Source organism: Pseudomonas sp. TMW 2.1634 (assembly GCF_001703595.1).
Lineage (GTDB): Bacteria > Pseudomonadota > Gammaproteobacteria > Pseudomonadales > Pseudomonadaceae > Aquipseudomonas > Aquipseudomonas fragi.
Window position 1 is genome coordinate 358217 of sequence record NZ_CP016849.1, and the last position, 20114, is coordinate 378330.

Below are 20114 nucleotides of genomic sequence, written 5' to 3' on the forward strand. Positions count from 1 at the left end.
TCCCCGGGGCAAGTGCCTGCATTTCATCGACAATCCTTTACTTGCCCGCCTGACCTGCTGTCAGCTGGTTTTTCTGCAGGTTTTTTTCGGCTTTGTAGCGCAAGGCTACGTCGGGTACGCCGCCACTTTTGCCGGTTTCCACCCAGTTGCGAATCCGCCCGGCATCGGCGAAGTGAGTGTATTTGCCAAAGGCATCCAGAATCACCAGGGACACCGGGCGACCGCCCATTTCAGTGACCAGCACCAGGCAATGGCCAGCCTGGTTGGTAAAGCCGGTCTTGGTGATCTTGATGTTCCATTTGTCTTTTCTGACCAGGTGATCGGTGTTGCTGAAACCCAGGCTGTAGTTGGGTTTGCGGAACGCCACGGTCTTTTCCTTGGTGGTGCTCAACTGGCTGAGCATCGGGTAGTGCCGCGCCGCGGCCAGCAGCTTGCTCAGGTCGCGGGCAGTGGACACGTTGTGGATCGACAGCCCGGTGGGCTCCACATAATGGGTGCTCATCATGCCCAGGCTTTTGGCCTTGGCATTCATCGCCGCGATAAACGCCACATAACCGCCCGGATAATGGTGGGCCAGGCTGGCGGCCGCGCGGTTTTCCGAGGACATCAGGGTGATCAGCATCATTTCGTGACGCGACAGCTCACTGCCAATTTTCACCCGCGAAAACACCCCCTTCATCTCCGGCGTGTCGCTGATATTGACCGAAATGGACTCATCCATCGACTGCTTGGCATCCAGTACCACCATAGCGGTCATCAGTTTGGTGACGGAGGCAATGGGCACGATGGCGTCCGGGTTGCTGGCAAAAATCACTTTGTTGGTTTGCAGGTCCACCAGCAGCGCGCTGCCTGAGGCGATGTGCAGTTTCGAGGTATCCCGTGGGGCCGAGGTGCTTTCAGCCGCTGCGGCGATTGAAGAGGCGCTGGTGCCTGCCAGAACTAAACACAGGCTTAATATGGAAAGATGAATTTTCACGCAGAATGACTCAAGAATGGTTGGGAAGTACCTGGCTGCAACGGCTGTTATACACATGACGTTACATTTAGTCAGTATGGATCAATGGCGGCAGAAATGCCTGATTTCGCTGGGGTTTATGAGAGAAAATCCGGCCAGGAGGTTCTCAGCGGTTTTTTCGCCCGCTGACGCCAGCCAGACGAGGGTTCGTGCCTGCACGAGCCTAGCAGGGCAAAGCTGTTGGCTGGCTGAACAGGCTGGTTAGGCATGGCGGTGCAATGGTGTAAAATGCCGGCCCTTGAAATTGACCGGCCGGCCTGATGACTCCTGAAGCGTTAACCACTTTGCACCAGCACTTATTGACGGCGCTGGGCACTGCCCCCGCTGAAACCCGGCGTTTGTTTCATGGCCGCGGTCGCTGCTGGCCAGGGCTTGAGCAGTTGACGGTGGACTGGCTGCAGGGCGTGGTGCAGGTGTCACTGTTCAAGGAACCAGAGGCCGGGCAACTGGCTGCCCTCAAGCAACTGCTGATGGCCCTTGCGCAATCCCCGCAGTGGCAAGCCAGCGCTGCCCACACCCTGGTGCTGCAACATCGCTATACCCTGCAAAGCGACACCGAATGGCTGGTGGGTGCGCCGGTTGACGAGTGGACGCTGACCGAAGGCGGCCTGCGCTATCGGGTGGACCTGGGCCGCAAGCAGAACAACGGTTTGTTTCTCGATATGCGCTACGGTCGTGACTGGGTGCGGGCCAATGCCGAGGGCAAGCGGGTGTTGAACCTGTTTGCCTACACCTGCGGTTTTTCCGTGGCGGCCATAGAAGGCGGGGCGCAGCATGTGGTCAACCTGGACATGTCCCGCGCGGCCCTGAGCCGCGGCCGTGACAATCATCGCCTGAACGGGCATGACATGAGCAAGGTGACATTCCTGGGCCATGAACTGTTCAAGTCCTGGGGCAAGGTGAAAAGCACCGGGCCTTATGACCTGGTGATCATCGATCCGCCGTCATTTCAGAAAGGCAGCTTTCTACTGACCAAGGACTACCAGCGCGTGGTGCGTCGCTTGCCGGAGCTGCTCAGTGAAAACGGTACGGTGCTGGCCTGTATGAACGACCCGGCACTGGGCTCGGACTTCTTGATCGACGGCGTGACCCGGGATGCGCCGAGCCTGCGTTTTGTGCAGCGCCTGGACAACCCGCCGGAGTTCCCGGACGCGGATGTGGAGTGCGGCCTCAAGGCGCTGGTGTTCCGGCAGGGCGCTTGAAGGGCAAAAAAAAAGCCCGCAGGGGAGGCGCGGGCAAGGGGTTCATTGAATGAGCAATGAGCGTGGCGAATATACCGTTCGCAGCGTTCAAAGACTGTGAATAAAAATTCATGCTGAGCCACCCTGTAGTCGCTGACGAGGAACGAAGGCTGCGAGCTTTTAATTTTAAAGGGCTCGCAGCCTTCGTTCCTCGTCAGCGACTACAGGCGTTACAGACGTAATGGATTACTTGGTGCGCGACGACTCAAACAGGAACCACACGCGGCGCTCCGCTTCGTCGATCCAGTTTTCCAGCAGGCTGGTGGTGGCCACATCGCCCAGCTCGGAGCACATGTCGTGGGTCTCGCGCATATAGGCGGCCAGCTGGATATTGTCTTCGCGCAGCTCGGCCAGCATGTCTTCCGGGGTTACGAAGTCGGCGTCGTTATCCAGCAGGCGCTGCAACTTCTTGATATGGCCCACGGAGCGAAGGGTGGTGCGCCCCAGCTTGCGTACACGCTCGGCAATGGCATCGGTGGTCGCGTAGATCTGGTCGGCCTGCTCGTCCAGCAGCAGGTGGAAGTCACGGAAATGCGGGCCGGACATGTGCCAGTGGAAGTTCTTGGTCTTCATGTAGATGGCAAAGGTATCGGCCAACAGCGCATTCACTTCGGCGGCAATGTCGATACAGGCTTTTTCGCTTAATGCCGTAGGTGTCCGCAGATCGGCCTTTCTGCTTTCCTTGGCGGATTTCAGGTCTTTCATGGTGGTTCCTCGTGGCAGCGGTTGATCGGAATTAACGTCTCTTGAGTGCGGCTGACTAAAGACCAGGTTTGGCCTCTCGTCAAACACGGCGGGCCGTTTTCAAACGGTCCGCGTCAAGTTATGAGGGCAGCAGAGCAAGATCGTTCAAGACTTTTTGCCCCGATGTTGCGACCCTTTGCCGCTGCTGATTACCGGATTGTTTTCAATGCCTGATTCACTTGCTCGAACCGCGTTTGTGCGCGGCACCCTTGCCTGCCTTCCGCTGACCCTGGCCTGCGCGCCCTGGGGGTTGCTGGCCGGTTCCACCGCCATTGATGCCCAGTTGAGCCCCGCGCAAAGCCAGGGGCTGTCGCTGTTTGTGTTTGCCGGTGCGGCGCAACTGGTGGCGATTGGCATGATCAAGGGCGGCGCCAGTGCAATTTCGATTCTGGTTACTACCTTGCTGCTGACTTCGCAGCATTTGCTTTATGCCATGCACCTGCGCCCGCTGGTGGCGCCGCTCGAGCCCAAATGGCGTTTCGGGCTGGGCTTTTTGCTCACCGATGAGTTCTTTGCCCTGGTCAGCCCGTTTGACCAGAGCACCTTCAATCGCTGGTACGCGCTGGGGGTGGGGCTGTGCATGTATGTGGGCTGGAATATTTTCACCCTGCTGGGCGTGGTGCTGGGCAAGAGCATTCCGGGCCTGGACCAACTGGGGCTGGAATTCTCGATTGCCGCCACCTTTATCGCGTTGATTACGCCCGTGGTGCGCAATATCCCGACTGTGGTCTGCGTGGCAGTCTCGTTGTTCACTGTGGTGCTGTTCAGTCACTGGCAGTGGGAGTCGGCCATTGTGCTGGCCGGGCTGGCGGGTATGGTCGCGGGCTATGCCTGCAAGCGTCTGGGAGGGTATTGGGCATGATCTGGGCAATTATCGGCGGGATGACCCTGATCCTGTTTTTCAACCGCTACCTGTTTCTGGAGCCGCGCTTGCCCATTCGCCTGAATCGCGGGGTAAAGGAGTTTTTGGGCTTTGCCGTGCCGGGGATGCTGACGGCGATTTGCGGGCCGATCATTTTCGTCAAGGACCATCAGCTGGACCTGAGCCTGGCCAACCCGTACCTGCTGGCCGGGTTGTGCGCCATCGGGCTGATGCTGTGGCGCCGCAACGTGTTGCTCAGTGTTGTGTTGAGTGTTGCGCTGTTCTATCTGTTTCGCGGCTGGCTGTAAGCTGGGCGGCGGCGCGCGAGGTGAACGGGCCGCTCACGGCAACGCCGTCGCTGACCACATACCAGCACGCCAGCAAGCCGTCGGCACGCAGCGGGGCGGGAACGGCACTGCCGATTACCGACATGACATGAATCTTGGGCATACCTACCTCCTTCAACAATGGCGCTACCTTACGGGTTGGGCCGCTGCGCTAGAAATCATTGCGCGTGATAGTCGTCATTGATGCCGATGAGGTGTCAGTCAACCACCTGGTCGAGCATGTGCATCACTTCCTGGTCGCTCAGCAGCCCTTCGCGCACCAGGTGCTGGGTCAACAATGACAACAGTTTGGCAGTGCGATGACCTTCGAGCTGCTTGAGCTCGGTCAGGGTGTTGTACACCTTGCTGGAGGTGCAGAGCCCGACGATATGGTGCGGGTTTTGTGTAGGCATAAAGGTCGTCCTTGTTTTTATGTGTGTGTCGGTGATGGCGCCGATGGCGCTCCATAATGCCGCAGTACGCGGCACTATGATGTCTCATCCGCGACATTCACATCGTCTGTCCGGACCCGTCGGCACTGTGCCGGGGTTACCAGCGTGGCGGGCCGTAATAGCCCCGCGGCGGGCCGTAATACACCGGTTGCGGCCGGCCGTAATAGCCCTGATAGTAAACGGGCTGGGGTGGCTGTACATACACCGGTTGCGGTTGGTAATAAACCGGTGGTGCCTGTACATAAACCGGCTGCGGCTGCACATACACCGGTTGTTGCACATACACCGGGCGCTGCTCGTGGCCTGCTATGACCGAGCCAACCACCGCTGCACCCACCACCGCGCCAAAAATTGCAGGCCCTGGCCCCCAGCCACCATGGGCGGATGCCTGCCCTGCGACAGCCAGGGCGCCGATAAGCAAAGCGATTTTGGGGATGCTACGCATCTTGATAATCCTCGAATTCCAGCCCCGATGTTTCGGCCTGCACCAGGCCGCAGATAAACCCGGGGGTAACATTAAGACCGTGTTTTTTTAAAAAACTGCGAAGCGCCCGGGTAAATTTTGTGTAAGGTTTGCGGGCGCTGAGACGTTTCAGCCCTGGCAGCTGCACTATGATCGAACAATTTTTCCGATACGGCTTGTGCCGTCCATCTAAAAGCCTTCAGCAAGGAGATGAGCATGCAAATGAATCCGAACAAAGACACCCAGCTGTGCATATCGTTGTCAGGTCGACCGGGGAATTTCGGGCTGCGTTTTCATAATCATCTATACGAACAACTGGGTCTGAACTTTTACTACAAGGCTTGCAGCAGCAAGGACCTGGCAGGTGCCGTTAGCGGAATCCGCGCCCTGGGCATTCGCGGCTGTGGGGTGTCGATGCCGTTCAAGGAGGCCTGCATCGAGCTGGTGGACGAACTGGATGCATCGGCCCGGGCCATTGCCTCGATCAATACCATCGTCAATACCGACGGCCATCTCAAGGCCTACAACACCGACTACATCGCCATTGCCCAGTTGTTGGGCAGCCATAAAGTACCCAAGGACACCACCTTTGCCCTGCGTGGCAGCGGCGGTATGGCCAAGGCCGTGGCTTCGGCATTGCGTGATGGTGGATATCGCAATGGCCTGATCGTGGCGCGTAACGAGGCAACAGGAGCGGCCCTGGCGGCAAGCTGCGGTTATGAATGGCAGCCTGAGCTGGGCGCGCAGCGGCCGCACATGCTGATCAACGTGACACCGGTGGGCATGGCGGGCGGGGCTGAAGCCGATGATCTGGCCTTTGCCGCAGAGGCTATCGACAGCGCGGATATCATCTTCGATGTGGTGGCGATCCCGGTTGAAACACCGTTGATCGTGCGTGGTCGTGCCCAGGGCAAGCAGGTCATCACCGGGCTTGAGGTGATTGCCATCCAGGCCCTGGAGCAGTTTGTGCTGTACACCGGCGTTCGCCCCACGGCCGAGCAGTTTCAGGCTGCCGTGGCATTTGCCCGCAGCTGATTACGCTTGCGGGCGGCGTGAAGGGTGTTATTCCAGCTCTGCCAGACGCGCCTCAAGGGCAGCAATCCGCGCTTCGAGGGCTTCAAAACGCTCCAGCGATACGCTTGAGCCGCTGCTGCGTTCCACAGGTTGCTGGCGCGCAGCCATGATCGTGTCGATCTCGGCCGGGTCACCCAGTGCGTGCATGTAACGGTCTTCGCGCTGGCCGCTCTGGCGCGGCACGAGCAGGGCCAGATCTCGGGAAATCAGGCGTTCGAGCTGGTGCTGAACCTGCTCGGTGTCTTCAAAGTCGTGCATGCGCGAACTGCGGGTCAGCAGCTCGTTGAGGGTTTGCGGCCCCCGCAGAAACAGCAGGCCCAGCAGCACCACTTGCGCAGGCACCAGTTCCAGCGCCTTGTCGACCTTGTGCTCCCAGCGATCAGCGCGGCTGCCCATTACCAGGCGGGTAAAGCCGCGGCCTTCGAGGGCGCGCAGGCTTTGCCCGACCTGGCCCTGGGTCAGGTTGAGCACCGGCTCGCGGCTGGTTTTCTGGTTGCACGCCAGCACCAGGGCATTGAGCGTCAGGGGGTAGGTTTCCGGGTTGGTGGCCTGTTTCTCGATCAAGGAGCCAAGAATGCGGATCTCGGTGCTGTTGAGCAGGGGGCCTGCGTCAGATTCGTTTTTTACGTTTTCTGAAAACTGATCAGCCGGAACGTCCATTTTCATCTCCAATTTGAGTCACCGTTGCCAGCGGCCATTGTGGAGTTTTTTGCGCGCTAGAGCGACTGGCATGTGATCGCCCGGGGTGTTGCTTAGGGTCGCTCAGCGGTTGACCAGCCTGGCGGGCAGGGCGACTACCAGCAGGCAACTCATCAGCAGGCAGCAGGCGAAGAACCACAACGCCCCGGAACTGCTGCCCGTGACATCGATGGCGATGCCCATCAGGGAGTTGCTCACCAGCCCGGCGATATTGGCCAGGGAGCAGGCCAGGGCGAAGCCGGTCGCAGCTGCGCGGCCGGTAAGAAAGGTGGCCGGCAAGCTGAAAAACACCGGCACGGCACCGAGGATGGCAGCCGAGGCAATGGCAAAGAGTAGAACGATCGCCAACAGGTTGTGGCTGAAAAAGGTGCTGGCAGCCATTGCCGCCGCGCCAATCACAAAGGGCACGATGATATGCCAGCGACGTTCGCGATGCCGGTCGCTGCTGGCGCCGATCATCAGCATGCCGATCAGGGCAGCAAGGCTGGGCAGGGCCGTGAGTACGCCAATATGGAAGTTGTCGGTTGCCCCGGCGTTACGGATCAAGGTCGGCATCCAGAAGGCCAGGGCGTAGGCGCTGAGCAGGATGGAGAAGTCGATACCGCCCAGCATCCAGACCTTGAGGTTAAAGAACCCGTCGCGAAAGCCGTGCTTGCTGTGATGGCCCTCTGCGTGGTCCTGACCCAGTTGCTGCTGCAGTAACGCTTTTTCGTCGGCGTTTAACCATGTTGCCGTGTGATAGCTGTCGGGCAGCACCCAGAGGGTCAGGATGCCCAGCAATACGCTGGGGATCGCCTCGAGCACAAACAGCCACTGCCAGCCGCGCAGCCCTGCGACAGTGTCGAAGGCGCCCATGATCCAGCCCGACAACGGCCCGCCGACCACACTGGAGAGCGGCATGCCGATCATAAACAGGGCGATGATGCGCCCTCGTCTCTGGGTCGGGAACCAGGTGGTCAGGTAATACAGCACCCCTGGCAGAAAACCCGCCTCGGCCACCCCCAGCAGAAAACGCACGGCATAGAACTGGGCGGGGGTGGTGACCAGCAGGGTACAGGCCGAGAGCAGGCCCCAGGTGATCATGATCCGCGCGATCCAGACCCTGGCCCCGACCTTCTCCATAAGCAGATTGCTCGGTACTTCGAACAGGATATATCCGACAAAAAACAGCCCCGCGCCCAGGCCATAGGCCGTTTCGCTGAACTGCAGGTCGCCGAGCATCTGCAGTTTGGCGAAACCGATATTGATCCGGTCCAGATAGGCGGCCAGATAGCACAAGCAGAGAAAGGGGATGAGCTTGCGGGTGATCTTGCCATACAGCGCCTGGGCCGGATCCGCCGCAGGCGCTGTAGAGGGATGAGCAGAGAGCATGTGGGTGTCCCGGGGCTGAGCGTGGAGTTGATCTTCATACACCAGAGGGGCGCTGGCGTGTCTATAATCGGCGCACATTCCATTCCTGCCCACAGACTGTCGAGACTTCCATGACTATCTCCCTGTACGCTGCTTCCGTTCCTGTGTTCAAACAAATGCTCAACGCCCTGAGCGGTGTGCTGGCCAAGGCTGAGGCACACGCCACAGCCAAGAACATCGACCCGAGCGTGTTCTTGCAAGCACGTCTGGCACCGGACATGTTCCCGCTGGTGCGTCAGGTGCAAATCGCAGTTGATTTTACCAAGGGGGTCAGCGGTCGTCTGGCTGAAATCGAATTGCCGAAATACGACGACAGCGAAGTGACCTTTGCTGATCTGCAAGCGCTGATCAGCAAAGTGCTGGCGTTTGTTGACGGGATCAAGCCTGAGCAAATCGACGGCAAGGAAGGCATCGAAATCATCACCCGCCAGGGCACGCCGAAAGAAAAACGCTTTACTGGCCAGGCTTACCTGCTGACTTATGGCTTGCCGCAGTTCTTCTTCCATGTGACCACGGCTTACGCGATCCTGCGCCACAACGGCGTTGAAATCGGCAAGCGTGATTACATGGGCGCTTTCTAAGCAAGCGCACTGTGCCAGCGCCTCGGTCTTTCAGATACACCGGGTTGTAAGCATCGCAGGCAAGCCAGCTCCCACAGGTTGATTGGTGCTCTTAACAGCTGATGTTGGCCTGCTCCACTGTGGGAGCGGGCTTGCCCGCGATGGCAGCACCCAGGTTTTTCAGACAGACCGAGTTGCAAGCATCGCAGGCAAGCCAGCTCCCACAGGTTCATTGTTGCTCTCAACACCTGATGTTGGCCTGCTCCATTGTGGGAGCGGGCTTGCCCGCGATGGCAGCACCCAGGTTTTTCAGACAGACCGAGTTGCAAGCATCGCAGGCAAGCCAGCTCCTACAGGTTCATTGGTGCTCTCAAAGCCAGATGCTAGCCCGCTCCACTGTGGGAGCGGGCTTGCCCGCGATGGCAGCACCCAGGTTTTTCAGACAGACCAAGTTGCAAGCATCGCAGGCAAGCCAGCTCCCACAGGTTCATTGGCGCTCTCAACACCTGATGTTGGCCTGCTCCACAGTGGGAGCGGGCTTGCCCGCGATGGCAGCACCCAGGTTTTTCAGACAGACCGAGTTGCAAGCATCGCAGGCAAGCCAGCTCCCACAGGTTGATTGGTGCTCTTAACACCTGATGTTGGCCTGCTCCACTGTGGGAGCGGGCTTGCCCGCGATGGCAGCACCCAGGTTTTTCAGACAGACCGAGTTGCAAGCATCGCAGGCAAGCCAGCTCCCACAGTTTCATTGGTGCTCTCAAAGCCTGATGCTGGCCCGCCCCACATTGCCTCAACCCTGTTGCAGGGGCTGGTCTTCCTTGGCCATGCAGGCCGCAGCGGTGAACAGCACATCGGTGGAGGAGTTCAGCGCGGTTTCCGCCGAGTCCTGCAAGATGCCAATAATGAAACCCACGGCCACTACCTGCATGGCAATCTCGCTCGGGATGCCGAACAGGCTGCATGCCAGCGGAATCAACAGCAGCGAGCCGCCCGCCACACCCGATGCGCCGCAGGCGCAAATGGCCGCCACCACACTCAACAGGATGGCTGTCGGAATATCCACCTCGATCCCCAGCGTATGCACGGCCGCCAGGCTCAGTACCGTGATGGTAATCGCCGCGCCCGCCATATTGATGGTGGCACCCAGCGGGATGGACACCGAGTAGGTGTCTTCATGCAAGCCCAGTCGCTCGCTTAACGCCATGTTCACCGGGATATTGGCCGCCGAACTGCGGGTGAAAAACGCGGTAATCCCACTTTCACGCAGACACAAAAACACCAGCGGATACGGGTTGCGACGCAACTTCCAGAACACGATCAGCGGGTTGACCACCAGCGCCACAAACAGCATGCAGCCGATCAGCACCGTGAGCAGGTGCAGGTAGCCCAGCAGGGCGCCGAAGCCTGAAGAAGCAAGGGTGGCCGCTACCAGGCCGAAGATGCCCAACGGGGCAAAGCGGATCACCACACGCACGATCAGGGTGACACCGTTGGACAGGTCATTGAGCACGGTGCGGGTGGTATCGCCAGCATGGCGGATGGCAATGCCCATGCCGATGGCCCACGCCAGGATGCCGATAAAGTTGGCATTCATCAGCGCACTGACCGGGTTGTCGACCACGCTCAGCAACAGGCTTTGCAGTACCTCACTGATACCGCCCGGGGCGGTGATGGCAACGTTTTCGGTGGCCAGCACCAGATTCGACGGGAACAGCATGCTGGCGATAACGGCCACGACGGCTGCAGCAAAGGTGCCAAACAGGTACAGCACCAGAATCGGGCGGATATGGGTTTCCTGGCCGTGCTTGTGGTTGGCAATCGAGGCCATGACCAGCACAAACACCAGAATCGGTGCAACGGCTTTCAAGGCGCTGACAAACACCTTGCCAATAAAGGCCACCGAAAGCGCTGCCGAGGGCGCAAGCCAGGCCAGCAAAATACCGGCGAGCAGACCGATCACAATCTGGGTCACCAGGCTGGTGCGCTTGAGCTTTTGCAGCAGGGTAGGTGGAGCGTCAGTCATAAGGGTTTCTCTAGTTGTTCTGGGTAGTGCATTGAAAAACTGTGGGGCGATCAGCGGCAAACGGGCAGGCTGATCGACGCAAGTCGGCGGGATGCGAACTTTATCATAGACGTGTAGGGGCTTTCCTACGCAGGGGCAATCTGCCACATCCGTACAGGGGAGCGTGCGGGTGACATGGCCGCACGCCGCAGCATTCTGTTACCATTGCTGATCCCCACTTTTCTTCAAATCAGCGGGCCTTTCGGGCTTTCGCTGGCCTCGTTGTCTCTGGAGTTATTCATGCTGTTGCCCATCCTGCTGCTGTCTGCGGCCGGCTTTACCGTGCTCACCACCGAGTTTGTCATCGTCGGCCTGCTGCCTTCGATTGCCCGCGACCTTGAAGTCAGCGTGCCGCAGGCCGGTTTGCTGGTGACCCTGTTCGCCTTCACGGTTGCGGCCCTCGGGCCTTTTTTGACCGCCTACTTTTCGCGCTTTGAACGCAAGCGCCTGTTTATCTCGATCTTGCTGATGTTCGCCTTCGCCAATACCGTGGCGGCGCTGGCGCCCAATATCTGGGTGATGGCTTTTGCCCGGCTGCTGCCGGCATTGGGCTTGCCGGTGTTCTGGGCGTTGGCCAGTGAAACGGCGGTGGATATCGTAGGCCCGGACTACGCCGGGCGGGCTATTGCCAAAATCGGTTTCGGCATTGTCTGTGCGACTGTATTTGGCATTCCTGTAGGCACCTTGATCTCGGATGCCTGGGGCTGGCGCAGTGCCTTCGGCATTTTGGCCGTGGTCGCCCTGGCCAAGGCCTTGCTGCTGTGGATCTACCTGCCAGCCACCCGCGCGGCGAAAGCAAGCGTCACCTTGAGTTCGCAATTTGCTCTGTTGCGCAGCCCGTTGATGATTGGCCATATCGTGCTGTCTGTGCTGGTGTTCAGCGGCATGTTTACGGCCTACACCTATCTGGCAGATATCCTTGAGCGCCTGGCAGGTTTTGACGGCACGCTGGTGGGTTGGTGCCTGATGGGCTTTGGTGCCGTCGGCCTGATCGGCAACTCGCTGGGCGGGCGCATGGTGGATCGCCATCCGTTGATCGCCTCGATGGTGTTTTGTGCCTTTATGATCAGCGGCCTGGTGGCGCTGGTACCGAGCATTCACTCAACCCTGGGCCTGGCGGCGGCGATGGGCATCTGGGGGGTGACGCAGGCAGCGATGTTTCTGGTCAGCCATGTACGGCTGATGAAAGTTGCCCCCCATGCCCCGGCATTTGCCGCATCGCTGAATATTGCCGGGGCCAACCTGGGGATTGGTCTGGGCGCCATGATTGGTGGCCGGGTTATCGATAACTATGGCCTGGGCAGCCTGGGGTTTGCCGCTGCCGGGTTTATCCTGGTCTCGATTCTGCTGGCCTTGTTGCTGATGACCGCCAAGGTGCGCCCTGCCTGCGCTAGCGCGGGGTAAACAACTCGCGCCGTGCCCCCTCGGTGATCGCAACGATGCCGGGGTGGCGGATTTTGCGCTCCACCGTAATGGCGTAGAACGATTCGGTGACCGCCTCGGTGTGGCCGATCAGCTCGACGTCAAACTGGCGCATCACTTCCTGGGCTATCACGCTGGGCGCGATAAACACGCCGATCCCGGACTGGCCGAAAGCCTGCATCAGCGCGCTGTCATCAAACTCGCCAACGATTCGCGGCTGTATCTGCTGCTCGGCCAGCCAGCGCAGCAGGCGGCTGCGTAGCATGGTTTCGGGGCCGGGGATCAGAAGTGGCGCGCCTTGCAGGCAGTGCGGGAAGTTTTCGGCATAGTCTTTGGCAAGTGCCGCAGTGGCAAAAAAGCTGATACCGCATTCGCCCAGTTTCTGGCTAAAACCCTTGATATCGAGGTGTGAAGGCATAGGACTGTCGGAAATCACCAGATCCAGTCGTTGAATCGCCAGATCTGCCAGTAGCCGATCGAGCTTGTCCTCGCGGCAGGTAATGCGAATCGGTTTATCCAGCTCCATCGTCGGCGCAATCAGGCGATACACAATCGACTTGGGTACCACATCGGCCACGCCCACCCGAAACAGGATCTGCTGCTCCTTGGGTGCCATGCGCAGCATGCTCTCCAGTTCGCTGCCGACCTGAAAGATCTGCTCGGCATAAGGCAACACCTGGCGACCGGTCTCGGTCAGCTCCAGTTGCCGCCCGACCCGGCGAAACAACGGCAGGCCATAGGTGTCCTCAAGCAGGCTGATTTGTCCGCTGATGGTCTGTGGCGTGAGGTTGAGCTGCTCGCAGGCGCGGACAATGCTGCCGGTTTTGGCAACTACCCAAAAGTAATGGAGCTGGCGGTAATTAAGCATCAGCGCAGTAATACTTCGTAAAAACCGAAGTATAGCGCTTAAAAATACGAATTTTTCTGAAGTGTTTGATTCTTTAGACTCCCGCGTTATGCGCAAGCCACCCAGATGGCCGCCGGTTTAGAGAGGAATACACGCATGAACATCAAGAAATCAGCTGTTGCAGTACTGTTGTCCGCAGGTGTGCTGGCGCTCGCAGGTTGCGACCAGGCGGAAAAAGCCGCGCAACAAATGCTGAGCAAAACAGCCGAGTCCGCCAAGCAAGCAATTGACGACACCCACAAGGCCGCTGAACAAGCGCTGAGCGAAGCTACCGGTGGGCTGATCGAAAAAGAAAAGCCTGAGCAAGAAAAAGAACACTCATCCCAAGCCATTTAACGTGTCTTAACGCAGAGTCCGAACACACCTATGGAATATCTTTTACAACTGGCTGCCAGCCCCGCAGCCTGGGTCGCTTTGGCCACGTTGATCGTGATGGAAATCGTGCTGGGCATCGATAACCTGATCTTTATCTCCATTCTGACCAACAAGCTGCCGGAGCAATACCGCACCAAGGCCCGCCGTATCGGTATCGGCATGGCGCTGATCCTGCGTCTGGGCTTGCTGGGTACCATTGCCTACATCGTTCAGTTGACCACGCCGGTGTTTGAAGTGCTGGGCAAGGCCTTCTCCTGGAAGGACATGATCCTGATTGCCGGTGGCCTGTTCCTGGTGTGGAAAGCCACCAGTGAAATTCACCACAGCATGACGCCGCAGGTGGAAGAAAAAACCGACAGCGTGACGTCGAAAGTCACCTTGGGCTTTGCCGCTGCCATCGGCCAGATCCTTATGCTCGACCTGGTGTTTTCCATCGACAGCATCATTACTGCAGTGGGCATGACCGAGCACTTGCCGATCATGGTGATTGCTGTGGTGGTAGCGGTGATGGTGATGCTGCTGGCTTCGGAGCCTTTGGCCAAGTTCATCAACGATAACCCGACCGTCGTGATGCTGGCCCTGGCCTTCCTGATCATGATCGGCATGACCCTGATCGCCGAAGGTTTCGGTGCCCATGTGCCAAAAGGTTATGTGTATGCCGCGATGGCGTTCTCGGCCACGGTTGAAACCTTGAACATTGTGGCGCGCCAGATCCGCGAAAAGCGTCAGGCTGCTCTGACCAAGTAAGCGCAGTCTGTAGTAAAAAAGCCGCCCACCCTGTTCAGGGTGGGCGGCTTTTTTGTGGGATTAATGTGCGTTGACGGCGCCAACCACAGGTTTTTCCGGCGCTTCTTCAGGTTTTGCCTGCATCTGCGGGTGATGATGGCGGCTAATACGCATCAGGCCCCAGAGCATGGCCCCGGCGACGGCCAGCCAGCCGCCGATCAGCAGCAAAATAGTCAGTATCGGGCTCATCAGTGCCTCCTTTGCCCCCTACGGGCTCAAACACACGCTAAGCAGATGACAGTCTAGTCTGTGCGATGTTGCAGTCTATTGACCGAAGGTCGTGTAGGACTAATCGATTTGCTCTATGCCAACCATTGGGCTGTGGCTTAAGGCTATACCTCGCATTATTGGCGCCCTATGATTGACGCTCATGGCGGGTTTTGAGGCCTGGCGTTCATTTAAGGCGAGGGAATATGCAGGCAGTTTCTGGGTCAAGATCGGCGCGGCTGTGGTTAATGGGGTTGTTTGCGTTGGTGATGGTGGGCTGCGCCAGTGTCGAATCCCCCGAGTTACGACGCTTGCCAGAACGGGTAGAGCTCAACGGCGTGCCGTTTTTCCGCGGCAATGCCAACCAGGGGGCACCGCAAACCTTGGCGGGTATGCTGGGTGAGCAAAAAGTGCGCATCACCCCGGGGCTTTTGGTCAAGCCGCTGGGGTTGCCGGGGGGCGAAGCCTCGTTGCAAGGTAATATCGAGCAGCTAGCGGCGGGATACGGGCTGATGGTGTACCCGCTGGACAAATCCCTTGCTGCGCTGCTGACCCAGGTGGCGGCGGGCTACCCGGTGATGCTGAGATTTAGCGACGGCACACTGTGGTCCGAGCCGCGCTACGCCATGCTGGTGGGTTACAACCGCGCCAAAGGCACGGTGTTGCTGCGCTCAGGTATGGAGCGTCGGCGGTTGATGGACTTCAACACGTTCGAGTCGGCGTGGAAGGATGCTGGCGGCTGGGCGGTGCTGATCCTGTCGCCCACCCAGTTGCCGGCCAGTGTGGACAAGGGTCGCTGGCTGAAAATTGCCAGTGATCTGTCACGTTCAGGTCAGGAGCAGGCCGCAGCTACGGCGATCAAGACTCTGGAATCCCAAAAGTAAATGTTGGTATCACCCTGTGGGAGCGGGCTTGCCCGCGATTGAGGCGATACGGTCAATCAGACATACCGCGGCGCGGCCATCGCGGGCAAGCCCGGCTCCCACAGAAATTACGCCGATCTTGTGGGAGCGGGCTTGCCCGCGATTCAGACGATGCGGTCAATCAGGCATACCGCGGCGCGGCCATCGCGGGCAAGCCCGGCTCCCACAGGCATTGCGCCGCTAGCACAAACAATCAAAAACCGAACTTGTCTCGCAGGCTGTAGTACCAGGCACCCAAAGCAGTCAGCGGTGTTCGCAATAGTTGCCCGCCGGGGAAAGGGTAGTGGGGCAAGTCGGCAAACGCATCAAAACGCTCAGCCTGCCCGCGCAGGGCTTCAGCCAGCACCTTGCCAGCCAGATGGGTATAGGTCACGCCATGCCCGCTGCAACCTTGCGAATAATAGATGTTGTCACCAATACGGCCGACCTGGGGCAGACGTGACAGCGTCAGCAGGAAATTGCCCGTCCATGCGTAGTCAATTTTCACATCCTTGAGCTGCGGGAAAGCCTTGAGCATTTTCGGCCGGATAATCGCTTCGATATTGGCCGGATCCCGCGCGCCATACACTACGCCACCACCGAAAATCAGGCGCTTGTCACCCGACAGGCGATAGTAGTCGAGTAAATAGTTACAGTCCTCGACGCAATAGTCCTGTGGCAACAGGGTGTTGGCCAACTCATCACCCAGAGGCTCGGTGGTAATCACCTGGGTACCGCACGGCATGGACTTGGACGCCAGCTCCGGCACCAGATTGCCCAGGTAGGCATTGCCTGCGACGATAATGAACTTGGCCCGCACCTTGCCCTGGGGTGTATGCACCACAGGGTTGGCGCCGCGCTCAATGCGCATAGCCGGCGACTGCTCATAAATGGTGCCGCCCAGGGACTCGACAGCCGCGGCCTCACCCAGCGCCAGATTGAGCGGGTGAATATGCCCGCCGCTCATGTCCAGCAGGCCGCCCTGATACTGGTCACAGGCAACCACCTCACGGATCCGGCGCTGATCCAGCAGCTCCAGCGACGTGTTGCCATAGCGTTCCCAGAGCTTCTTCTGGGCCTCCAGATGGCCCATCTGCTTAGCGGTGATGGCAGCGAATACACCGCCGTCTTTCAAATCACACTGGATCTGATACTTGGCCACACGCTCACGAATGATCTTGCCGCCTTCAAAGGCCATTTGCCCCAGCAACTGAGCCTGCTTGGCGCCGACAGTGCGTTCGATCACATCGATATCGCGGCTATAACTGTTAACGATCTGCCCGCCGTTGCGGCCCGAAGCGCCGAACCCCACCTTCGCGGCTTCCAGAACAGTGACCTTGAAACCGGCCTCCAGCAGGAACAGCGCACTCGACAGCCCGGTATAGCCGGCGCCGATAACGCACACGTCCGTTTCCACCTCGCCCTGCAGGGCGGGGCGCTCGGGTGCGGGATTAGCGGAAGCTGCATAGTAGGACTGGGGGTATGGAGTGTTCGACATTCTGCAGCCTCTGTTTTATATTTTTTACGAGTGAGGCCGATGCTACCTGAGTTGAAAACGGCCCGCCAGCCACCGGAGGGTGAGTGTTTTCGGGTTAAAAATAAAAAATTCGACTATTCATAGGGTTAGCTGCAAAAAAGGTGTTGACACCCCTCCGCAAATCTATAGAATGCGACCCCACAGCAGGCACGTAGCTCAGTTGGTTAGAGCACCACCTTGACATGGTGGGGGTCGTTGGTTCGAGTCCAATCGCGCCTACCAAACAAAATCCGCTCTGCTGGGCGGTCTAGAAGGGCTCACCGAAAGGTGGGCCCTTTTTTGTTGTTCTCGTTTGGGAAAACTTTGGGCAATCATTGGGCAAACCACCACCGCGCTACAGTTTCAGGTCGGCTTTGACCTTGTGATAAATCACCGCCTCCGGCCCATGTCCGGACTGATAATGCTCAGTCATTTTCACATCTGCATGTCCCATCAAGGCCTGAATGTAATCCTGAGCAAATCCCTGTTGCTCATATAGCCAGGCACCCAGCGCACGAATCTCATGAAAGGTTGGCCGCTCATTCGGCGGAATGTGGTCATAGGCCTTTGAGTCGTCCCGCGCCTGGCTAAAAGCCTTGGTCAAATAGTCCGGCGTCACCGCGTTCCAGTGCAGCTTGTTATCGAGCTGCTTGCGCCTGCGCGCCTTGGGGATGTAGTGAATCAAGTACGGACACACCACCGGCGACCTGATGCACTCCAGCACCACCTCGCGTAGGGCCTGGCCCATGACAATCTCCAGGTGAATGGGCGTGCCATAGTTCTGCGTCTTTCCGGGCGATACCTTGATGGTGTTCTGCTCGATATCCACCGCCGTCTTCGGCCACGTCACAATATCCTCACGCCGCTGCAAGCTCAGAAGCCCCAAGCGTATGGCACGTTTGAGCCAGGGCAGGGTGCCGCAGTAGTTCAGAATCGTATTCAGCCCCTCCACCGTATGGCGCTGCCGCTTTTTCTCGGCCTCTTTCTTCACCAGCGTCAGCTCAGCCGAGTTGCGATCGCACAGCCCCTTAGCCACCGCGAAGGCAAAAATCTGCACCAGCAGCCCGCGGTGCTTGGTGTAAGCGTTGTTCTCAAAACCGTCCAGGTACTCGGCAATCGTCAGCACATCCAGCTGGCCCATCAGCAGCCCGCCCATGTCCTCGCGATAACGGGCGAGCTTGAACTGGATTTCCCGCAGGGTGCGATCGGCATAGCCGCGAGTGGTTACCCACTCCTTCTCAAAACGCTCCAGCAGGTTGTCAAAGCGCGAGGCGGTGTCGCCGGTGAGCAGGGCCAGCAAGGCCCCGTCATCGGTCAGTAGAGGCAGCAGCTTGGCGTTGGCGGCCTTGGCCAGGCGGATTGCCTCATTCATCGGCTTGTTGATGCTTACCTTCTTGCCGGTCACCGGGTTCTTGTACTGCCAGTACTTGCCGTTGGGGTACAGATTGGCAGGCAGATCGCGATTCTTCGCGGTCCTCGCGCGCGGGGGAGCCATCAGCCCACCTCCATCATCTTCGCCAGAAGCGGGTCAGTTGAACCAATGACAGCGGCTTGTAGATCGACGAAATACATCCCGCCTTTTACCTCTCCCACCACTTCGCCGTCCTCTATCCATTTCTTTAGTTGTTGCACGCTGGGCTTGCCGCCGGCGTAACGTAATTTTCGGTACTCGCTGACCTCCATCAAACGAGGGAGGCGAGCAGTGATCTGAGCAATGACTTTAGCCATGTCTGATTCCTTTCCCCGAGTGGGGTGCTGAAAAAATTAGGAGGTCTACGCCTTGCGAGTCACGCAAATGATCATGCTTGCGCCGGTAACAGCCCAAACAGCGGTTCCTGCAAAAGCTCCGAACAGATCGACGTCCGTGCCACTGCTGACTAACTGCGGGATAGCCAGAAAGAACCATGCAACGCTGAAAATCAGGTACAGAGTGGAAAGCAGCAGATACAGGCAAAGTCGCCCAGTGCTGATTGAAGGCATAGAGGAATCCTCCCCGCCGATTGCCGGCAGGCTGGTTAAGTGGTAGGTGGTGGGTTTACTGCTGCCGCTTGAAGTCGGTGCAGCGCACGATGACCGTGCCGGTGTCGCGCTGAATCGGGGGCATAGATTTGAAGGGAAGGGCACTGCAGTCGCGTAGGGCGTGCTTGCATGCGCAGCACATGCCGCCTTTTGGGTGGTGGGTTATGGCGTCCCCCTCGCAGCTTCTATCTCGTCGATGAATGCCTGGGGCAGCACCACGGCGAACTTACCTTACGACCACGACAGCGGTTCAGCTTTGCGGATCACTTCGTTTAACAGGTCGAATGCGGCCAACAGCTGGTCGTCGTGGATCTCTCCGTCTTCGGACAGGTCATCGCAGAAGATATCGTTGGGGTCGAGTTCTTGCGCCATGTTTGGTTCGCAGATGCACAGCCGCAGGTCAGCCAGGCCTACATCGCTGTCGACCAGATAGTCGCGCAGGCTGTCGGTGTCGAAGAAATAGAGAGCACCTTCGAAATTCACCAGGGGCTCGCCGGCCCAGTCCTTGGTGGGCATTGCTGCGAAGACCTTCGCCCTTTTCTCGGAGTAGCACTGAGCGCAATAGCCGCGAATCTCGTGCACTTGATGATCAGGGTTGTTCTCGCAGCGGCGATGCGTGGCGCCGCAGAACCGGGCTAGATGTTCGTCCTGACCGAAGAATCGGCCATCAGCAGTCATCCAGCCGGTCACGGTTTGTAGGCTGGCCGCTTCTGGTGCGTCGTACATGATAATTCCCTTATCTTTGAGCATGGTTTAACCCTCCGTGCCCATCAGATAGGTGGGCTCAGTTACTTCTGCCAGCCACTGACGCAGACAGCCGCACTGGGCGTGCGGTGGGTCTTCGTCGACCCACTGCTTATCGAGCTTCGCTTCATTTACCAGTTCAACGTCCCAGTCCACGTAGATCGACAGGTCGTCACCGTTCATTTCAGCCAAAACTTTGCGGGCTTCGTCTTCGTTGGTTGCGGCGACATAATCCAAATCGCCGACTTGGTAGCACTTCAAAAATGTTTCTTCAGGCATGACTTCGTCCTTGCCGCTCAAGCGGCTGACTTTGAATTGAGGGATGAGG

The 20114-nt window shown here is 58.6% G+C and carries 25 protein-coding genes and 1 tRNA gene; 10 read left to right on the forward strand and 16 right to left on the reverse strand.

Features of this window, described 5'->3' with window-relative positions:
- Positions 1 to 37: 37 nt before the first annotated feature.
- Positions 38 to 976 (reverse strand): D-alanyl-D-alanine endopeptidase, encoded by a 939-nt coding sequence (pbpG, locus tag BFC21_RS01635; RefSeq protein ID WP_016780350.1) that lies wholly within the window; start codon positions 974 to 976, stop codon positions 38 to 40.
- A 299-nt stretch (positions 977 to 1275) separates the two neighbouring features.
- Between pbpG and BFC21_RS01640 the strand changes: the two genes are divergently transcribed.
- The gene (locus tag BFC21_RS01640) at positions 1276 to 2217 is read left to right on the forward strand and encodes a class I SAM-dependent methyltransferase (protein ID WP_088377021.1); all 942 of its coding nucleotides are present in this window, start codon (positions 1276 to 1278) and stop codon (positions 2215 to 2217) included.
- 225 nt (positions 2218 to 2442) lie between these two features.
- Here the strand turns inward: BFC21_RS01640 and BFC21_RS01645 are convergent, their stop codons facing one another.
- Entirely contained in the window at positions 2443 to 2961 is a 519-nt protein-coding gene (locus BFC21_RS01645; RefSeq protein ID WP_088377022.1) for a Dps family protein, read from the reverse strand.
- A gap of 205 nt (positions 2962 to 3166) precedes the next feature.
- On the opposite strand from BFC21_RS01645, the gene BFC21_RS01650 reads away from it, so the two are divergent.
- Together BFC21_RS01650 and BFC21_RS01655 are read left to right on the forward strand one after the other, a co-directional pair.
- The gene (locus tag BFC21_RS01650) at positions 3167 to 3862 is read left to right on the forward strand and encodes an AzlC family ABC transporter permease (protein ID WP_016780353.1); all 696 of its coding nucleotides are present in this window, start codon (positions 3167 to 3169) and stop codon (positions 3860 to 3862) included.
- The gene (locus BFC21_RS01655) at positions 3859 to 4170 is read left to right on the forward strand and encodes an AzlD domain-containing protein (protein ID WP_088377023.1); all 312 of its coding nucleotides are present in this window, start codon (positions 3859 to 3861) and stop codon (positions 4168 to 4170) included. Before BFC21_RS01650 ends, BFC21_RS01655 begins: the two co-directional genes overlap by 4 nt.
- Here the strand turns inward: BFC21_RS01655 and BFC21_RS01660 are convergent.
- The 3 genes from BFC21_RS01660 to BFC21_RS01670 form a co-directional block, all read right to left on the reverse strand.
- Positions 4118 to 4312 carry a hypothetical protein gene (locus tag BFC21_RS01660; RefSeq protein WP_095004077.1) on the reverse strand — a complete coding sequence of 65 codons (195 nt, stop codon included), beginning with the start codon at positions 4310 to 4312 and terminating at the stop codon, positions 4118 to 4120. The genes BFC21_RS01655 and BFC21_RS01660 overlap by 53 nt on opposite strands.
- A 94-nt stretch (positions 4313 to 4406) precedes the next feature.
- Positions 4407 to 4601 (reverse strand): hypothetical protein, encoded by a 195-nt coding sequence (locus BFC21_RS01665; protein WP_016780355.1) that lies wholly within the window; start codon positions 4599 to 4601, stop codon positions 4407 to 4409.
- Positions 4602 to 4737: 136 nt separating this feature from the next.
- Positions 4738 to 5085 carry a hypothetical protein gene (locus BFC21_RS01670; RefSeq protein WP_016780356.1) on the reverse strand — a complete coding sequence of 116 codons (348 nt, stop codon included), beginning with the start codon at positions 5083 to 5085 and terminating at the stop codon, positions 4738 to 4740.
- 234 nt (positions 5086 to 5319) lie between these two features.
- On the opposite strand from BFC21_RS01670, the gene BFC21_RS01675 reads away from it, so the two are divergent.
- Positions 5320 to 6138: a shikimate 5-dehydrogenase gene (locus tag BFC21_RS01675; RefSeq protein WP_088377025.1), complete on the forward strand. Its 819-nt coding sequence runs from the start codon at positions 5320 to 5322 to the stop codon at positions 6136 to 6138.
- Between the two features lie 27 nt (positions 6139 to 6165).
- On the opposite strand, the gene BFC21_RS01680 is transcribed toward BFC21_RS01675, so the two are convergent.
- Together BFC21_RS01680 and BFC21_RS01685 are read right to left on the reverse strand one after the other, a co-directional pair.
- On the reverse strand, positions 6166 to 6837 hold the full coding sequence (locus tag BFC21_RS01680; protein WP_088377026.1) for a YceH family protein: 672 nt from the start codon (positions 6835 to 6837) through the stop codon (positions 6166 to 6168).
- 102 nt (positions 6838 to 6939) lie between these two features.
- Positions 6940 to 8247 (reverse strand): MFS transporter, encoded by a 1308-nt coding sequence (locus BFC21_RS01685; protein ID WP_120265545.1) that lies wholly within the window; start codon positions 8245 to 8247, stop codon positions 6940 to 6942.
- Positions 8248 to 8357: 110 nt separating this feature from the next.
- Between BFC21_RS01685 and BFC21_RS01690 the strand changes: the two genes are divergently transcribed.
- Positions 8358 to 8867 (forward strand): DUF1993 family protein, encoded by a 510-nt coding sequence (locus tag BFC21_RS01690; protein ID WP_016780360.1) that lies wholly within the window; start codon positions 8358 to 8360, stop codon positions 8865 to 8867.
- A gap of 769 nt (positions 8868 to 9636) precedes the next feature.
- Here BFC21_RS01690 and sstT read toward each other — a convergent pair.
- Entirely contained in the window at positions 9637 to 10869 is a 1233-nt protein-coding gene (gene sstT, locus BFC21_RS01695; RefSeq protein ID WP_088377028.1) for a serine/threonine transporter SstT, read from the reverse strand.
- A gap of 279 nt (positions 10870 to 11148) precedes the next feature.
- On the opposite strand from sstT, the gene BFC21_RS01700 reads away from it, so the two are divergent.
- Positions 11149 to 12312 carry an MFS transporter gene (locus BFC21_RS01700; RefSeq protein ID WP_120266677.1) on the forward strand — a complete coding sequence of 388 codons (1164 nt, stop codon included), beginning with the start codon at positions 11149 to 11151 and terminating at the stop codon, positions 12310 to 12312.
- On the opposite strand, the gene nhaR is transcribed toward BFC21_RS01700, so the two are convergent.
- Complete coding sequence (nhaR, locus tag BFC21_RS01705; protein WP_088377029.1) at positions 12299 to 13198, reverse strand: transcriptional activator NhaR; 900 nt, start codon at positions 13196 to 13198, stop codon at positions 12299 to 12301. The two genes, BFC21_RS01700 and nhaR, sit on opposite strands and share 14 nt — an antisense overlap.
- Positions 13199 to 13333: 135 nt before the next feature.
- Between nhaR and BFC21_RS01710 the strand changes: the two genes are divergently transcribed.
- Both BFC21_RS01710 and BFC21_RS01715 read left to right on the forward strand, forming a co-directional pair.
- Entirely contained in the window at positions 13334 to 13573 is a 240-nt protein-coding gene (locus BFC21_RS01710; RefSeq protein WP_088377030.1) for a hypothetical protein, read from the forward strand.
- A 30-nt stretch (positions 13574 to 13603) separates the two neighbouring features.
- Entirely contained in the window at positions 13604 to 14359 is a 756-nt protein-coding gene (locus BFC21_RS01715; RefSeq protein ID WP_095004070.1) for a TerC family protein, read from the forward strand.
- 60 nt (positions 14360 to 14419) lie between these two features.
- On the opposite strand, the gene BFC21_RS27095 is transcribed toward BFC21_RS01715, so the two are convergent.
- Positions 14420 to 14587, reverse strand: a complete 168-nt coding sequence (locus tag BFC21_RS27095; RefSeq protein ID WP_162939271.1) for a hypothetical protein — start codon at positions 14585 to 14587, stop codon at positions 14420 to 14422.
- Between the two features lie 266 nt (positions 14588 to 14853).
- Between BFC21_RS27095 and BFC21_RS01720 the strand changes: the two genes are divergently transcribed.
- Positions 14854 to 15489 carry a peptidase C39 family protein gene (locus BFC21_RS01720; RefSeq protein WP_256557618.1) on the forward strand — a complete coding sequence of 212 codons (636 nt, stop codon included), beginning with the start codon at positions 14854 to 14856 and terminating at the stop codon, positions 15487 to 15489.
- 232 nt (positions 15490 to 15721) lie between these two features.
- Here the strand turns inward: BFC21_RS01720 and BFC21_RS01725 are convergent, their stop codons facing one another.
- Positions 15722 to 17005 carry an FAD-binding oxidoreductase gene (locus tag BFC21_RS01725; protein ID WP_088377032.1) on the reverse strand — a complete coding sequence of 428 codons (1284 nt, stop codon included), beginning with the start codon at positions 17003 to 17005 and terminating at the stop codon, positions 15722 to 15724.
- A gap of 184 nt (positions 17006 to 17189) precedes the next feature.
- On the opposite strand from BFC21_RS01725, the gene BFC21_RS01730 reads away from it, so the two are divergent.
- Positions 17190 to 17266: transfer RNA gene (locus BFC21_RS01730), tRNA-Val, on the forward strand.
- A gap of 112 nt (positions 17267 to 17378) precedes the next feature.
- On the opposite strand, the gene BFC21_RS01735 is transcribed toward BFC21_RS01730, so the two are convergent.
- The 5 genes from BFC21_RS01735 to BFC21_RS01755 form a co-directional block, all read right to left on the reverse strand.
- Positions 17379 to 18518 carry a tyrosine-type recombinase/integrase gene (locus BFC21_RS01735; protein WP_120265547.1) on the reverse strand — a complete coding sequence of 380 codons (1140 nt, stop codon included), beginning with the start codon at positions 18516 to 18518 and terminating at the stop codon, positions 17379 to 17381.
- The gene (locus tag BFC21_RS01740) at positions 18518 to 18751 is read right to left on the reverse strand and encodes a hypothetical protein (RefSeq protein ID WP_120265548.1); all 234 of its coding nucleotides are present in this window, start codon (positions 18749 to 18751) and stop codon (positions 18518 to 18520) included. Before BFC21_RS01740 ends, BFC21_RS01735 begins: the two co-directional genes overlap by 1 nt.
- Before the next feature lie 45 nt (positions 18752 to 18796).
- Positions 18797 to 19003, reverse strand: a complete 207-nt coding sequence (locus tag BFC21_RS01745) for a hypothetical protein (protein ID WP_120265549.1) — start codon at positions 19001 to 19003, stop codon at positions 18797 to 18799.
- 270 nt (positions 19004 to 19273) lie between these two features.
- Positions 19274 to 19792 (reverse strand): hypothetical protein, encoded by a 519-nt coding sequence (locus tag BFC21_RS01750; RefSeq protein ID WP_256557619.1) that lies wholly within the window; start codon positions 19790 to 19792, stop codon positions 19274 to 19276.
- A 3-nt stretch (positions 19793 to 19795) separates the two neighbouring features.
- Positions 19796 to 20065 carry a hypothetical protein gene (locus tag BFC21_RS01755; protein WP_120265550.1) on the reverse strand — a complete coding sequence of 90 codons (270 nt, stop codon included), beginning with the start codon at positions 20063 to 20065 and terminating at the stop codon, positions 19796 to 19798.
- Positions 20066 to 20114: the final 49 nt, after the last annotated feature.